13 protein-coding genes are annotated in these 14,358 nt (G+C 69.2%); 3 read left to right on the top strand and 10 right to left on the bottom strand.

What is annotated here, in order from left to right:
• Positions 1-96 precede the first annotated feature (96 nt).
• Positions 97-3,102, top strand: a complete 3,006-nt coding sequence (locus tag U874_RS0106750) for a hypothetical protein (protein ID WP_025133778.1) — start codon at positions 97-99, stop codon at positions 3,100-3,102.
• A 101-nt stretch (positions 3,103-3,203) separates the two neighbouring features.
• Positions 3,204-3,737, top strand: coding sequence for a ribonuclease H (locus U874_RS0106755; protein ID WP_025133779.1), 534 nt, complete (start codon positions 3,204-3,206; stop codon positions 3,735-3,737).
• A gap of 104 nt (positions 3,738-3,841) precedes the next feature.
• Here the strand turns inward: U874_RS0106755 and U874_RS0106760 are convergent, their stop codons facing one another.
• From U874_RS0106760 to rpsB, 9 genes are all read right to left on the bottom strand, one after another.
• The gene (locus U874_RS0106760; RefSeq protein ID WP_025133780.1) at positions 3,842-4,123 is read right to left on the bottom strand and encodes a hypothetical protein; all 282 of its coding nucleotides are present in this window, start codon (positions 4,121-4,123) and stop codon (positions 3,842-3,844) included.
• A 12-nt stretch (positions 4,124-4,135) separates the two neighbouring features.
• Positions 4,136-4,795 carry a transglycosylase SLT domain-containing protein gene (locus U874_RS0106765; RefSeq protein WP_025133781.1) on the bottom strand — a complete coding sequence of 220 codons (660 nt, stop codon included), beginning with the start codon at positions 4,793-4,795 and terminating at the stop codon, positions 4,136-4,138.
• A 745-nt stretch (positions 4,796-5,540) separates the two neighbouring features.
• The gene (locus U874_RS15520) at positions 5,541-6,119 is read right to left on the bottom strand and encodes a hypothetical protein (RefSeq protein ID WP_157834224.1); all 579 of its coding nucleotides are present in this window, start codon (positions 6,117-6,119) and stop codon (positions 5,541-5,543) included.
• A 1,023-nt stretch (positions 6,120-7,142) separates the two neighbouring features.
• Entirely contained in the window at positions 7,143-7,697 is a 555-nt protein-coding gene (locus tag U874_RS0106770; protein WP_029987849.1) for a DivIVA domain-containing protein, read from the bottom strand.
• Positions 7,698-7,747: 50 nt separating this feature from the next.
• Positions 7,748-8,665, bottom strand: coding sequence for a phosphatidate cytidylyltransferase (locus U874_RS0106775; RefSeq protein ID WP_025133783.1), 918 nt, complete (start codon positions 8,663-8,665; stop codon positions 7,748-7,750).
• Positions 8,666-8,670: 5 nt separating this feature from the next.
• Complete coding sequence (gene frr / locus U874_RS0106780) at positions 8,671-9,225, bottom strand: ribosome recycling factor (protein ID WP_025133784.1); 555 nt, start codon at positions 9,223-9,225, stop codon at positions 8,671-8,673.
• A 36-nt stretch (positions 9,226-9,261) separates the two neighbouring features.
• Positions 9,262-9,981 (bottom strand): UMP kinase, encoded by a 720-nt coding sequence (gene pyrH, locus U874_RS0106785; protein WP_025133785.1) that lies wholly within the window; start codon positions 9,979-9,981, stop codon positions 9,262-9,264.
• A gap of 120 nt (positions 9,982-10,101) precedes the next feature.
• Positions 10,102-10,932 (bottom strand): translation elongation factor Ts, encoded by an 831-nt coding sequence (tsf, locus tag U874_RS0106790; RefSeq protein ID WP_025133786.1) that lies wholly within the window; start codon positions 10,930-10,932, stop codon positions 10,102-10,104.
• A 45-nt stretch (positions 10,933-10,977) separates the two neighbouring features.
• Complete coding sequence (gene rpsB, locus U874_RS0106795; protein WP_025133787.1) at positions 10,978-11,823, bottom strand: 30S ribosomal protein S2; 846 nt, start codon at positions 11,821-11,823, stop codon at positions 10,978-10,980.
• A 660-nt stretch (positions 11,824-12,483) separates the two neighbouring features.
• On the opposite strand from rpsB, the gene U874_RS15070 reads away from it, so the two are divergent.
• Positions 12,484-13,170, top strand: coding sequence for a murein hydrolase activator EnvC (locus tag U874_RS15070; RefSeq protein WP_025133788.1), 687 nt, complete (start codon positions 12,484-12,486; stop codon positions 13,168-13,170).
• Between the two features lie 39 nt (positions 13,171-13,209).
• Here the strand turns inward: U874_RS15070 and U874_RS0106810 are convergent, their stop codons facing one another.
• Positions 13,210-14,172, bottom strand: a complete 963-nt coding sequence (locus tag U874_RS0106810) for a tyrosine-type recombinase/integrase (RefSeq protein ID WP_025133789.1) — start codon at positions 14,170-14,172, stop codon at positions 13,210-13,212.
• Positions 14,173-14,358: the final 186 nt, after the last annotated feature.

Raw genomic sequence — 14,358 nt, forward strand, 5'->3', positions numbered from 1 at the left:
CCCGGATGTGAACTATCATGAACCCTTACATGCCTGCGCCGCCACCCCCGGGTGCGTCACGCGCGGGAACACCCCGTTTCAGATCCCGGAGAGCACGTGTCCGAAGCAGCCCAGCCCTTCTCCCCCGCCTTCCGCGGCTACAACCGCGAGGAGGTCGACGAACGGCTCGGAGCACTGACGGGGCACATCGCCACGCTGCAGTCGCACCTCGAGGCGGTGCAGTCCGCGCACCAGCAGGCGTCCACGCTCGGGCAGGAGCAGCGCCAGCTGATCGCCGAGCTGCAGGAGCAGGTCGCGGAGCTCGGGGCGAGCGGCTACTCGGGACTCGGCCTCCGCGTGGAGAAGAGCCTGCAGGTCGCCGAGGATCACGCCCAGCGACTCATGGCCCAGGCCGATCTCGACGCGGAGAAGCTGCGCCGCAGCTCCGAGGAGGAGAGCGCCCGCGTGCTCGCCGCGGCGCAGGCCCGCGCCGACGAGCTCGTCCGCTCCGCGTCCGAGCAGGCGGAGGTGCTCATCACGGGGGCGCGCACCGACACCGCGGAGCAGGACGCTGCGGCGAACGCTGAGCGCGAGCGACTGATTGACGAGGCGCGTCGCGCGGCCGAGCTGACGCGCAGCACCGCGGAGCGCGAAGCGCAGGCGGAGCGCGAGGGCGCGCACCGCGCGGCGCAGGCCGAGCTCGCGACGGCGCAGGCGGAGGCGGAGCGGGTCACGGCTGCGGCACGCGCCGCGGCCGAGGAGCTCCGGGGCGAGACCGAGCACCGCGCAGTCACGCTGTCGCGCCAGCAAGAGGAGAGCGAGCGGGAAGCCGAGCTCGAGCGCGCCCGGCTCGTGCGCGAGGGCGAGCGCGCCCGCGCGGAGTTCGAGGCAGCCCGGCAGCGGGAGGAGGCGGAGCAGGAGGAGCGCTTCACGGAGCGCTCGCGCCAGCTCGAAGCCGACGCCGACGCGCAGCGCCGCGCGCTCACCACCGAGATGGACACGCTTCGCGGCCGCATCGCGCAGGAGCGCGAGGAGCACGACGCCGCCCTCGCGAGCGAGCGCGAACAGCACGACCGTCGCATCGCGTTCGAGCAGCAGACGCACCAGGACCGGGCGGCGCAGGAGCGGGCCGAGCACGAGGCGGCGATCGCGCGCGAGCTCGAGGCGCACCGCGCCGAGCTCGAGACACTCACGGCGCAGACGAACCGCGAGCAGGAGCGCCTCACCGCGCTCGCTTCCCAGGAGCGCGCCGACGAGCAGAGCGCGCAGGAAGCCGAACTGGCCGCTGCCCGCGACGCGCAGGAGCAGCTGCTGAGCGGCGAGTTCGCGGCGCATCGCGAGCGCATCGCCTCCGAGCGCGAGACCCACGACGCGGAACTCGCGCGCGAGCGCGCACAGCACGATGAGTCGCTCCGCGCCGCGATCGTCGCGCACGAGGCACGTCTCCGCGATGAGCAGGAGGCGCACGAGTCGCGGATCGACACCGAGCGCACGCAGCAGCGCACGGAGCTCGACAGCGAGCGAGAGGCGCACGACGCCACGCTCGCCGCCGAGCGGGAGGCGCACGACGCCCGCATCGCCGCCGAGAGCGAGACGCACGAGACCCGAATCGCGAGCGAAAGCGAGGCGCACGACGCCCGCATCGCGAGCGAGCGGGAGGCCCACGAGGCCGCCATCGCGAGCGAGCGCGCCGCGCACGAGGAGCGGATCGCGACGGAGCGGGCCGCGCACGAGGAGGGCATCGCCGCTGAGCAGGCCGAGCACGCCGAGCGCATCGCCGCCGAGCGAGCGAGCCACGACGAGGCGCTCGCCACCGAGCGTGCGGGGCAGGCCCAGGAGCTCGCGGCGACGCGCGACGCGCAGGAGTCCGCGCTCGCGGCCGAGCTCGCCGCGCACGAGACCCGCATCAGCGAGGAGCGCAGCGCTCACGAGGAGCGCATCGGCTCGGAGCTCGTCACCCACCAGGATCGCGTGATCACCGAGTGGGCCGCGCACCGCGAGCAGATCGAGGCGGAGCAGCGCACGCACGCCGACGAGGTCGCGACCGCCCGCGAACGCGCCGCGCAGCTCGCCGAGCGGGAGCGCGCCGCGCACGAGTCGAGCCTGGCCGACGCGGCCACGGTGCAGGACGAGCGCCTCAGCGCGCAGCTGATCGCGCACGAGCAGCGCATCGCGGACGAGCTCGCAGCGGAGACCGAGCGGGCCCGGATCCTGCGCGAGGAGGCTGCGGAAGCACTCGGCCTGGAGCGCGAGGAGCTGGAGCTCCGCATGGAGCGCGAGCGCGCGAAGCTCGCGGCCGACCTCGCCCGTGAGCGCGACGAGCACGATCGCACCATCGCGACCGAGCTCGCCCAGCACGAGGAGCGAATCCGCACCGAGCGCGAGGCGCATGAGGCCGCGATCGCTCGCGAGGTGGCCGCTCAGCGCGCCGCCGTAACCGAGGAGACCGATCTGCTCCGCGCGGACACGGTCGCCGAGCTCGCCGAGTACCGCGGCACGGAGGAGGCGCAGCTCGCCGCGCAGCGCGCCGAGACCGAGGACCGCCTCCGCGAGCTGCAGGAGCGCATCGAGACCGAGAGCCGCGAGTTCGGCCTGAGCTCGACGCAGCAGCGCGAGGCCCTCGAGCAGGATCTCGCCGAGCGCCAGCGCACCGCTGCCGAGACCGCCGCGCAGGAGACCTCGGCCGTCGCGGCCGAGCTCACCGAGCTCCGCGGCCAGCTCGAGGCCGCGCGGGCCGAGTACGAGGTCATCACCCGTGACGCCGCGCAGGAGGCGCGCACCACGCGCGCCGCAGCCGAGCGGCAGGCCGCGGAGATCGTGCTCGAGGCGGAGCGCCGCGCGCAGGCGACGTTCGCCGCTGCCGAGGACCGCGCCTCCAAGGTGCTCGCGGCCGCGGAGGACCGCATGACCCAGCTCAAGGTCGAGCGCGGCGCCGTCGCGCGCTACTTCGAGAGCCTCGGGGAGGTCATCACGAACGCGCAGAAGATGAGCACGGTCGCCGGGCGTCTCGTCGACGCGCCCGTCGCCGACGCGCTCACGAGCGACGATGCGCAGGGCTCCGGCGCGCAGGCCGATGCTTCCGCCGCGCCCGGCACGCAGCCGACGGACGCCTCGGCGTCCTGATCCACCACCGGCCCCGGTAGGGCGCGCACTCGGGCTGCGGCCCGCGCGCCCGGCCGGGGCTTTGTACTCCCCCACCGCACTCGCTCTGACAGACTGGACCCATGACTCTTACCGCGGCAGCAGACGGATCGGCACTCGGCAATCCCGGACCGGCCGGGTGGGCCTGGGTGATCGACGAGCAGCAGTGGCGCGCCGGCGGGTGGCCCAAGGCCACGAACAACCAGGGCGAGCTGATGGCGGTGCTCGATCTGCTCCTCGCGACTGCGGAGCGCGCCGAGGAGCCGCTCCTCATCCTGTGCGACAGCCAGTACGTCATCAACTCGGTGACGCAGTGGATGCCGGGCTGGAAGCGACGCGGCTGGCGCAAGGCCGACGGCAAGCCCGTGCTCAACCGCGATCTGCTCGAGCGGATCGATGAGGCTCTCATCGGCCGCACGGTGCGCTTCGAGTGGGTGAAGGGCCACGTGGGGCACCCCCTGAACGAGGCGGCCGACGATCGCGCGCGCGCTGCGGCGACCGCGTTCAAGGCGGGCCGGGCACCCGACGCAGGCCCCGGTCTCGCCGGCGCTCCCGCCCGTACCGCGCCCGCGGTGGACGTGGAGCCCGCTGCGCCGTCGGCGCCGACGCTCTTCTGAGCCGGGCGAGCGGATCCCGGGCGCACCGCCCGGTCAGGGTCATCCCGCTCGGAGCTCGGAGCCTCGGAGCCTCCGGGCGAACTGCTCCTCGCGCAGGGCGGTAGCTAGGAGAGCCGCCAGCAGTGCGCGTGGTAGTGCCGCCGATCCTGCACGGCTGCGGAGTCCCCGAACAGGTGTTCGGCGGACCAGGCGACGACGTGCGCTTGCCCGATCGGGATCCCGGACCCGCAGTCCGGGCAGCGGTACTCCTTCTCGGCGCGCGACGCCGAAATCTCCCGGACGAACCACTCGCGTCCGCGGCGGCTCACGCGCTGCGCACCACCGTTCGCGAGGCGGGTGACATCGCGCAGCTCAGATGGCTGCGCGCGACGGTGCTTGCGCGGCATTCCGGGGATCCCCTACCACCAGTGGTTGGCGGTCCAGAAGGCGTACGCCTGCGCCCAGCTCCCGTACCGGTCGGTCGCGTAGCCGCTCGCCCACCGCAGGTTGTCGATCGGGTCGTAGCCGTTGCCGGGAACCTTGCTGCAGGGGTACGCCTGGATCAGCCCGCAGGCGCCCGAGCTCGCGTTCGTCGCGTTCGGGTTCCAGCCGCTCTCCTTGGAAGCGATGAAGTCGACGTAGCCCCAGTCGCCCTCGGCGATGCCGGCGGCGCCCATCCACTCGGCGGGCGAGCCGCCCCCGGAGTACTTCGGCGGCGCGCCGAGCCCGGCGCTCGATCCGCCGGCCTCGCGTTCCGCGGCGAGCTTGGCCTCCTCGGCCTCCTTCTTCGCCTTCTCCTCGGCCTCCTTCTTCTTCCGCTCCTCCTCGGGATCGGGAAGCTGGACGACGGGAACCTCGGCGTAGACCAGGTCAGCCTCGGGCGACACGTTGGGCGTGAACTCCTGGTGGATCCGCTCCTGGAACGCCTGGTAGGCGAGCGCCTCGTCGTCCGCCTGCGCGCTCGGCAGCGCGAAGGGCGCGATGACGGCAGCGCCGAGGAAGCCCACGACGGCGAGCCCCGCGATGGGGCCACGCAGCCGGAAGCGACGGGAGGCGGAGGAAGAGTTCAGAGAAGCCACAATGTAACGATTCTATCTCAGCAACGGCTCGGGGACAACGCGGCCGGGAATTCTCCCAGCACCGCCGGGACGGAGCCGTGCGGACTGCCCTGACTTGACGGAGCAAGTCCTCCGCAAATTCCCGCATTCCCCTGACGAGAATGGCAGCACTACGAGATGAAGTGCGACATGAGCGATCCTCGCTCTCACGTGTAGTGAGCAGTACGTACCGCTTTGATCAGCGCGCCAACCGGGAAGATGCACAGTAGGCGTGCGCCAGGAACGCCGCTCATCACGTACGGCACCCCACAGGCGTTCCCAGGGTGTGCTTTCAGATCAACGACGGTCCGCACACGATGCGAAGTTCATGCGCCCTGCGCACAGGGAACCATGAGCCACACATCGCCCTCGAGTACGGAAGGACAATGCTCGATATTCCTGCGCTTCACTCTGTCTCATAGAGATGTAGCTTCATCGTCGGAGCGCGAGTGCAGGCATCTTCCTCAATCAGGTCTGTCCTCGCCGGTGTTGTCGTGAACGAGGGTTTGGGTGTGTGCTGCGTGTACGGGTGGAGGGCTGCAATGTCGAAGCAGGAAACCCCACTATGAGCTTGCTCGGCAGGGAATGGAAGAGCGTCGTCTTGCGTCGCTCACTCAGTTCTTTGTCCGGCGGAGCGGGCCAGCCCAGTGAGCCTGGGCTCACTCGGCACCCCGGAGGGTCTCATCCAATCAACCTGCTCTCCCGGCGAGCACAGTGTCAGACTGCACTATGGCATGAGTCCCAGCGGGTCTGTCATGCACCCTGGACCTCTCGGATCGTTGTCGTCCCAGGGCTTGCTTCCGGCGTCGAATTGCCCGAGGAGGTCATGCTTGGTGAATCCAGGCTCCACCACTCCCTCCTGAACGAGGCACGCGGCCCACAGCTCCATGTCATCAACCTTTTCGGGATTCAGTCGCATGCGGTAATACATGACCATGACCCCACCGTCCGAGAACGCGCACTCTCCCAAGATGTCAGGCGGTTGGTCACTGGACAGTGTTTCGCCGGTAACAGTCTCTCGGCCATACTTATCCCACGTCACTTCAAGATTGTGCAGAGTGAAGCAGTCTTCAACGAGGTTTATTGCTTCCGAGAGTTCCTGCTCCGTAACCTTGCTGTCTGCAAATACTTCTCGCGCAAAGCTCGAAGGATAGTCTCTCAGCAAGGATGCGATTTCTTGAGCCCAAGGGCCGGTAATGGACCGTGGGCCGTCGGGAGCCGTGTATTCCCCATCGGCGCACCCGCTGAGAACCAGTGCCAACATCACAACAGGGATGAGTTTTTTCTCATTCGCCGCGAAGATCATCCGCTAGCCCTTCATTACCCCTCTGTTCGCATATGACAACCCGTCAGAGCTGTAAGCCCACGTTCGGTGCCCGGCCCAGTTGCCGTGTCGAGACCAGCTATTGAGCGCATACACTGCATACGCCCCACGATTGCAGTAGGAGTTCCAGCCGCGAATCGATGTGGGTTCGTTCGCGTTACAGAAGGAAATGGCCTCTGCTGTTGTGGGTTCTTCAGCAACGAGCGAGACGCCAGCAAGTGCCCCCGCGAGCCCCACAGCAGCGGCAATCGCAACGGTACGTTTCCTGAGGCTTGAGTGATGTCCCGCACGCAGCGACTGCGAGGCTCTCAACTTCCCTGAGTCGGCGGTCAGATCTAAGAGCGAGAGGAACAGGCGTGCGAACATCGATCCTCCAATCAACGAAAGCCATCAGGGTGTGGAGCAAGCTAACATGCACAGAAAGCTCTCGCGGGGTACCTATTCTTGCCACGTTTCCATGGGGAGGCCCGCGTGCCGAAGCCGCCAAATATCCAAACGGCTCCTGTATCTGAAGGGGATCTGCGGGCGCGCCTCTGGCTTGGGTCGAGCGGAGCCGGCCCGTTCGAGGCCACAGAATAGGTCGCAGAGTAGCCGCCGCCAGCATCGAGGCGTGACCGCATCAGGACTTCCGTGTCGCCAGTTGCCGCAATTCGACCTTGTCTGGTGAACGTAGGCTTTCCATGGTCAGGCTACCGAGCGCTTGAGGAGCTCACTCCCGACACGATCTTCCCCCTGCGCGCTCACAGGGAAAGAGCTCCCATGTCCATCGGTCGTCGCAGACCACAGAACGGACTGCCATCGATCGGGCGCAGGAGGCCGCGGCCAAATGAGTATCTCGAGTACGCTCCACGAGGGTGTTCCGGCCCCGACGACACCCGAGTGCATGTGTGTCGAGCAAGGAACGCTCCGACGGTAGCGGCTGCACCGACCGCGCAGTCAGGGCGAACCGAGTGACCGCATGCGGAGCACGAGATGTGGCGGGCAGAAGCGCACCGCGCGGCGGCACTAGCGCGTGGAAAGGATGATCTCCACGACGCCGTCGAGCAGGGCGTCGACCTGATCCTCGTCGTAGCCGCGCCACTGCGAGTGGAACACGACGTCGCGCACCTCGGCGGGCGGCATCTCGAGCTCGCGGCGCTCGAACATCTCGGAGACCCGGTCGAGGAAGGCGTCGACCTGCGAGCGGCGGTAGCCGGTCGCGAAGATCCCCCGGCGCCGGAACCGGCGACCGCGCGGGCGCTGGATCCGACCGCGCACCTCGGACAGGAGCGCGCGAGTCTCGTCCCACCACGCATCCTCGCCCGCGGCGCGGACCTTGGCGCGCCGCTCGCGCTCGAAGAACACCTCTTCCAGGCGATCCAGTGCGGCATCGACGTAGCGCGTCGAGTAGCCCGCGCGCTTCACGGGGAAGGCTGTCTGGCGGATCTCCTCGGCGGTGAGCGGCGTCCCTTCGGAGGCCGCCCCCTCGTAGGCGCCGCGAGCGCGCGCCAGGAAGGCGTCGACGGGCTCCTGGGCGTAGCCGAGCTGGGATCCGGTCGCGAGCGGGAACGAGGTGTGCACCGATCCATTCTGCCCGGAGCCTCGCCGCCCTTGCTGGGAATGTGCGGACATCACACGACCCCGAGCGCGAGCGCGACGCCGTAGACGCCGACGGCGGAGGGGAGCAGCGAGTCGAGCCGATCCAGGAAGCCGCCGTGGCCCGGGATCCAGGAACTCATGTCCTTGACGCCGAGGTTCCGTTTGATGAGCGACTCGGTGAGGTCTCCCCCGGTTGCGGTGAACAGCACGACGACGCCGAGCACGACACCGACCCACCAGGGCTGGTCGAGCGCGAAGATGGCGACAGAGACGCCGACCGCGGTCGCGACGATCGCCGCGCCGAAGAAGCCCTCCCAGGTCTTGTTGGGGCTGATCCGCGGGGTCATCTTGGTGCGGCCGAGCGTCACGCCGGCGGCGTAGGCCCCGACATCGACGGACACGACGATCGCGACGAGCGAGAAGACCCACCACTCCCCGCGGTCGGCATCGACGAGCAGCACCGCGAAGGAGGCGAGGAAGGCGACGTAGACGAGCGTGAAGAGCCCGGAGAACACGTCGCGGACGAGCGTGCGCGGCGGCGTCTCCCACGCGGGGAAGAGCCCCTCGACGAGACGCCAGACCGTGAGGAGCGCCGAACCGGCGAAGAGACCGAGCAGCATGCCCTCGGCGCCCCAGAGGAACGCGCCACCCACGACGACGAGGCCGCCGAGCACGACCCCCACCCGGGGCACGCGGCGCCCCGCCACGCGGAAGGCCGATGCGAGCTCGACGAGCGCGATCGACACGATGATCGCGACGAGCGCGACGAACACCTCGCGCATGAGGAACAGGCTCGCGAGGAACACTCCGCCGAACACGAGCCCCGAGAGGATCGCGAAGAACAGGTTGCGGCCCGCGCGGGCCTCAATGCGGGCGTTCGTCGCTTCGAGCTGCGCGCGCTTCGATTCGAAGGCGCTGCGCAGCTCGTCGCGACGCTCCGAGCCGGTCATGCGGCTCAGACCTCCAGCAGCTCGGCTTCTTTGCGCTTCAGCGCATCATCGATCTGCTCGATGAACTGCTTGGTCACGAGCTCGAGCTCCTTCTCGGCGCGCGTCACCTCGTCCTCACCGATCTCGCTCTTGAGCGCCTCGAGGTCGTCCTTGCCCTGGCGACGCACGTTACGGATCGCAACGCGCGCGTCCTCGGCACGGCCCTTGACGATCTTCACGAACTCCTTGCGGCGCTCCTCGGTGAGCTCGGGCAGCGCGACGCGGATCACGGAGCCGTCGTTCGAGGGGTTCGCCCCGAGGTTCGGCATGTCGCGGATCGCCTGCTCGATGTCCTTCATCGCACCCTTGTCGTAGGGGGTGATGATGAGGCTGCGCGCGTCCTGGTTCTGCACCGAGGCGAGCTGCGGCAGCGGCGTCGGGGTGCCGTAGTAGTCGACCTGCAGGTTCTGCAGCAGCGCGGGGTTGGCCCGACCGGTGCGCACCGAGGCGAAGCCCTCCTTCGCGGACTCGACCGCGCCGTTCATGCGGTCCTTAATATCGACGAAGACCTCTTCGATCACGGTGCTCTCCTTATGTGTTGCCGAACTGGATCAAGCTTAGCGGTGAACGAGCGTGCCGAGCTTCTCGCCACGGATCGCGGCGGTGACATTGCCCGCCGGCTCCATGCCGAACACGCGCATCGGCATGCCGTTGTCCATGCAGAGGCTGAAGGCGGTCGAGTCGACGACCTTGAGGCCCTGGACGAGCGCCTCGCCGTAGCTGATGTCGCGGATGAGGGTCGCCTCGGGATCCTTCGCGGGATCGGCCGTGTAGACGCCATCGACGCCGTTCTTGGCCACGAGGACCTCTTCGGCGTGGATCTCGAGCGCGCGCTGCGCGGAGACCGTGTCCGTGGAGAAGTAGGGCAGGCCGGCGCCTGCGCCGAAGATCACGACGCGCCCCTTCTCGAGGTGGCGGATCGCGCGGAGCGGGATGTAGGTCTCGGCGACCTGCGTCATCGTGATCGCCGACTGCACGCGGGTCTCGACACCCGCCTGCTCGAGGAAGTCCTGAAGGGCGAGGGCGTTCATCACGGTGCCCAGCATGCCCATGTAGTCGGCGCGCTCGCGGTCCATGCCGCGCTGCGAGAGCTCGGCGCCGCGGAAGAAGTTGCCGCCGCCGACGACGACCGCGACCTCGGCGTGCTCCATTGCAGCGGCGATCTCGCGAGCGATCTGGCTCACCACGTCGGGGTTCACCCCGAGGGTGCCGCCACCGAACGCCTCGCCGGAAAGCTTCAGCAGTACTCGACGCTTGCGGTCTGCGGTCTCAGTCATGTGGGGTCTCCTTCGCGGGGCACGGGTGGTGGATGGTGTGGGGCCTGCGACTCAGGCCCATGATAGTGCGGGCATAGCACGGGACCCGGACCAAATTGGCCCGGGTCCCGTGACTACCAGTTAGGCGCCGACCTTGCTGCGAGCGAAGCTGGTGACCGTGATGCCGGCCGCCTCAGCGACCTTCTTCACGTCGCGCTTCTCGTCATCCAGCGCGTGGACCTGCTCGCCGAGCACGACCTGCTTGAAGAACGCGTTCAGACGCCCCTCAACGATCTTCGGGAGCGCAGCCTCGGGCTTGCCCTCGTTCTTCGAGATCTCGGTGACGATCTCGCGCTCCTTCTCGACGTCGGCCGCGGGAACCTCGTCGCGCGTGACGTAGAGCGGATCGGCGAACGAGATGTGACGAGCGATGCTGAGTGCAGCCTCTGCCCCGTCGCCCTCGTAGCCCACGACCACGCCGATCTGCGGGGGCAGATCCTTCGAGGTCTGGTGGAGGTAGACAGCCGTCGCGGGAGCCTCGACGCGCGTGACCTTGCGGAGCACGATGCGCTCGCCGATGATCGCCGACTCGTCAGCGATCACGTCGGCAACGGTCTTGCCGTCGGCGGGGGCCGCGAGGGCCTCCTCGGCGTTCGTCGCGTTCGCGGCGGTGATCGCGTCGAGGACGCGATCTGCCAGAGCGATGAACTTCTCGTTCTTCGCGACGAAGTCGGTCTCGCAGACGAGCTCGATCATCGTTGCAGCACCCTCGGTCTGGCGGACCGCGACGAGACCCTCGCTCGCCTCGCGGTCGCCGCGCTTCGCGACGCCCTTCAGGCCCTTGAGACGCAGGATCTCAATCGCCTTCTCGATGTCGCCCTCAGCCTCGACGAGTGCGTTCTTGCTGTCGAGCATGCCGGCGCCGAGACGCTCGCGCAGCTCCTTCACAGCGGCCATGCTTACTGCAGCCATGTGTGACTCCTTCTGAGTGGTTCTGAACGTGTACGGGGAACCGAATTACTCGGCAGCGGGAGCAGCGGCCTCGGTGGCCTCTGCAGCGGGTGCCTCAGCGGCGGGCGCCTCAGCAGCCTCGGCGGCGGGGGTCTCGGCACCGAGGAGCTCGACCTCCCACTCGGCGAGGGGCTCAGCAGCGGCCTCGCCAGCCTCGGGCTTCTGGTGGCGCTCCATGAGGCCCTCAGCAACGGCGTCGGCGATCACGCGGGTGAGCAGCGCGACCGAGCGGATCGCGTCGTCGTTGCCCGGGATCGGGTAGGTGACCTCGTCGGGGTCGCAGTTCGTGTCGAGGATGGCGATCACGGGGATACCGAGCTTCTTCGCCTCGTCGATCGCGAGGTGCTCCTTCTTGGTGTCGACCACCCAGAGAGCCGAGGGCGTCTTGCCCATGTTGCGGATGCCGCCGAGCGACTTCTGCAGCTTCTCGAGCTCGCGCTTCTTGAGGAGGAGCTCCTTCTTGGTGAAGCCGCTCGTGGTGCCCTCGAAGTCGAGCTGCTCGAGCTCCTTCATGCGCTCGAGGCGACCGGTGACGGTCTGGAAGTTCGTGAGGAGGCCGCCGAGCCAGCGCTGGTTCACGTAGGGCTGGTTCACGCGGGTCGCCTGCTCGGCGATGGCCTCCTGGGCCTGCTTCTTCGTGCCGACGAAGAGGATGTTGCCGCCACGGGCAACGGTGTTCTTCACGAAGTCGTACGCGGCATCGATGTAGCCGAGCGACTGCTGCAGGTCGATGATGTAGATGCCCGAGCGCTCGGTGAAGATGAAGCGCTTCATCTTCGGGTTCCAGCGGCGGGTCTGGTGTCCGAAGTGGACGCCGCTGTCGAGCAGCTGGCGCATGGTAACGACGGCCATTGCCGTTCTCCTGTTCTGCGCACCACGAATGGCGCGCTTGCGGTTGTATTCGATCGCGGATGCGATCAGATCCTGGTGCCCTCGAGCCCCGCCGCTTCGATCAGAGAACCGAAGACCGGTGGCGGTGCGCCGATGAGTGGGCACGCGAAGTCACCTCTTTCGAGGCGCGTCGACCAGTGTAGCATCCGCGTCCCCCGCGCACCGCACGCGGGCGCGCGGTTTCGCGTGTCGCGGCGGCGGGGATTTCGGGAGGGCCGGCAGCCGGGGCTTCGGGGCTTCCGGCGGCCGGGGTTTCCGGGGTTTCCGGGGTTTCGAGTGTCCGGGTTCGCGGTGCAGCGCGGTGTCGCGGTGCATCGCGGTGCGTTCCGGTGCCGAAATGCATCGCGTTCCGGTACCGCGCTCCGCTCACACTCACCGCCCCCAGGCCCTCAGCGGGATCCGTTTCCACACCCCGCGTCTTTCACTCCCCGAAGCGCGCTGCCCCGGCATGCTCCCCACATGACTCTCTCCCGTTGGTTCCCCTCTCGAGCGCGCGCGCCTCGGGCATCGCGCGCATTCCAAGCAGCGCGCGCATCCCGAGCAGCACGCGCATCCCGAGCACCCCTCGATTCCCGAGCGACCCTCAGTTTCCGAGCAACCCGCGCGCTGGGCGCGCTCCTCATGGTCGTCGTACTGAGCCTGCTCGGTGCGTTCGGGGCACTCTGGACGCTCCGCGCGCTCGAGTGGCGGGACACCTCGGGCACGGCGTTCGAGCGCGAAGCCACAGGCGGAGCACTCATCCCGGCGCTGGCCCCCGTGTGTGAGTCCGCGCTCGCACCGATGCGCGGTCTCGCGCCCACGCCGATGCACGCTCCCCCGCGGTACTCCGCAGTTTTCCCGGTGCCGCGCTCGGCGTCGCCGGTCGGCGCCGAGCGCTCGGCGCGCTCCCACCCGTACGTCGACCGCTGGCTGTCGCCGCTCCCCGGCCCGCTCAACGTGGTCGGACCGTTCCGCGCACCCGAGACCCCATACACCTCCGGGCACCGGGGAATCGATCTGCCCGCACACCCGGGAGCGGCCGTGCGCGCCCCAGCGGGCGGCGAGGTCGTCTTTGCCGGAGCAGTCGCGGATCGTTCTGTGGTCTCGGTGCGCGTCGATGCCACGACCGTCTATGCGCTGGAGCCGGTGACCGCGGCTCCCCCGGCGGGCACGGCCGTTCGCGCGGGCGACGCGATCGGCCTCGCCGCAGCCGGCGGGCACTGCGGGGATGAGTGCGTGCACCTCGGCGTGCGGGTCGACGAGCGGTACGTCTCGCCGCTCCGTTTTCTGCTCGGACGCCCCGAGCTGCTCCCCTGGGACGGGGACTGATACTGAGCGGGCTGCCCGAGCCAGGACTCCGGCCAGGGGTCAGGCGCGGGGGTGCGCCTGACGATAACGCTCGGCGAGCCGCTCCGTGGAGACATGCGTGTATACCTGTGTGCTCGCGAGGCTGGAATGCCCCAGCATTTCCTGCACCACGCGCAGGTCGGCTCCGCCGTTGAGCAGGTGGGTCGCCGCCGTGTGGCGCAGGGTGTGCGGTCCGCTCGGGCCACCGCCCGGCTCCTGCTCGAGCTCTCGGGAGACGAGCCGGTACACGGCACTCGGGGTCAGCGGGGATCCCGAGGTCCCGAGAAACAGCTCCGCTCCCCCAGGGGTGCGCCCGGAGCTTGCGGGCGCACGCTCATCACGCGCGGGTCCTCGGTCGGCCGCGCGGGCGAGGAGCGCCGGGCGTCCGTGTTCCTCGTAGGCGGCGAGCGCTTTCGCAGCCGGGGCGCCGAAGGGGACCACGCGCTCCTTGCCGCCCTTGCCGAGCACGCGCACGGTGCGCTGCCGCCGATCCAAGCCGCTGGAGCTCAGGCCGCACAACTCAGACACCCGGAGCGCGGTGGCGTACAGCAGTTCGAGTACCGCGTGGTCGCGCAGCGCGTCCGGGTCCCCGCTCGCGGCGCGCGCCGCGGCTCGGTCGAGGATGCGGGCGATCTGTTCGTCCCCGAGCACGCGGGGCAGCGACTGCGGAGCCTTCGGGGTGCGCAGCCGCCCGGCGGGGTTGCCCGGCACGAGTTGCCGTGTTTCGAGCCAGGTGCCGAACGACTTCAGTGTGGCAACGTTCCGGGCGAGCGTGCTCGCCGCGAGCCCGCGCTGCTGCCGATCCCAGAGCCACGCGCGCATCAGTTCGAGGTCGCACTCGGGGAGCTGCGTCGACCCGGCGTCGGCGGCGAACTCGGTGAAGTCCTGAAGGTCCCGACGATACGCGCGCACGGTGTGCTCGGAGTAGCCGTACTCAGACTGGACCGCGGCGAGAAACGCTGCGGTGGCGGTCGTGAGGTCCATGCCTCACATTCTCCCCTGCTCTGCCTCGTCGCTCGCCCCGTTTCCCCAAGTTTGCAGCGACTTTGATCCGTTATAGCCACTCCATACCGGATCAAAGCGGTCCCAATCTTGCCCCGGGGGGGGCGCACAGCACCCGCCACCTCCCCCGTTCACACGCAGCCGTACTCCGCGGTGCGCCCAGCGGCC

Source organism: Leucobacter sp. PH1c, assembly GCF_000633415.1.
GTDB lineage: Bacteria > Actinomycetota > Actinomycetes > Actinomycetales > Microbacteriaceae > Leucobacter.

Bases quoted from the DNA above. Each gene is read 5' to 3' on its own strand.
- tsf (WP_025133786.1), bottom strand. From the start codon at position 10,932: ATGGCTGCAGTAAGCATGGCCGCTGTGAAGGAGCTGCGCGAGCGTCTC.
- rpsB (WP_025133787.1), bottom strand. From the start codon at position 11,823: ATGGCCGTCGTTACCATGCGCCAGCTGCTCGACAGCGGCGTCCACTTC.
- U874_RS0106810 (WP_025133789.1), bottom strand. From the start codon at position 14,172: ATGGACCTCACGACCGCCACCGCAGCGTTTCTCGCCGCGGTCCAGTCT.
- U874_RS0106775 (WP_025133783.1), bottom strand. From the start codon at position 8,665: ATGACCGGCTCGGAGCGTCGCGACGAGCTGCGCAGCGCCTTCGAATCG.
- U874_RS0106755 (WP_025133779.1), top strand. From the start codon at position 3,204: ATGACTCTTACCGCGGCAGCAGACGGATCGGCACTCGGCAATCCCGGA.
- U874_RS15070 (WP_025133788.1), top strand. From the start codon at position 12,484: ATGGTCGTCGTACTGAGCCTGCTCGGTGCGTTCGGGGCACTCTGGACG.
- pyrH (WP_025133785.1), bottom strand. From the start codon at position 9,981: ATGACTGAGACCGCAGACCGCAAGCGTCGAGTACTGCTGAAGCTTTCC.
- U874_RS15520 (WP_157834224.1), bottom strand. From the start codon at position 6,119: ATGATCTTCGCGGCGAATGAGAAAAAACTCATCCCTGTTGTGATGTTG.
- U874_RS0106760 (WP_025133780.1), bottom strand. From the start codon at position 4,123: ATGCCGCGCAAGCACCGTCGCGCGCAGCCATCTGAGCTGCGCGATGTC.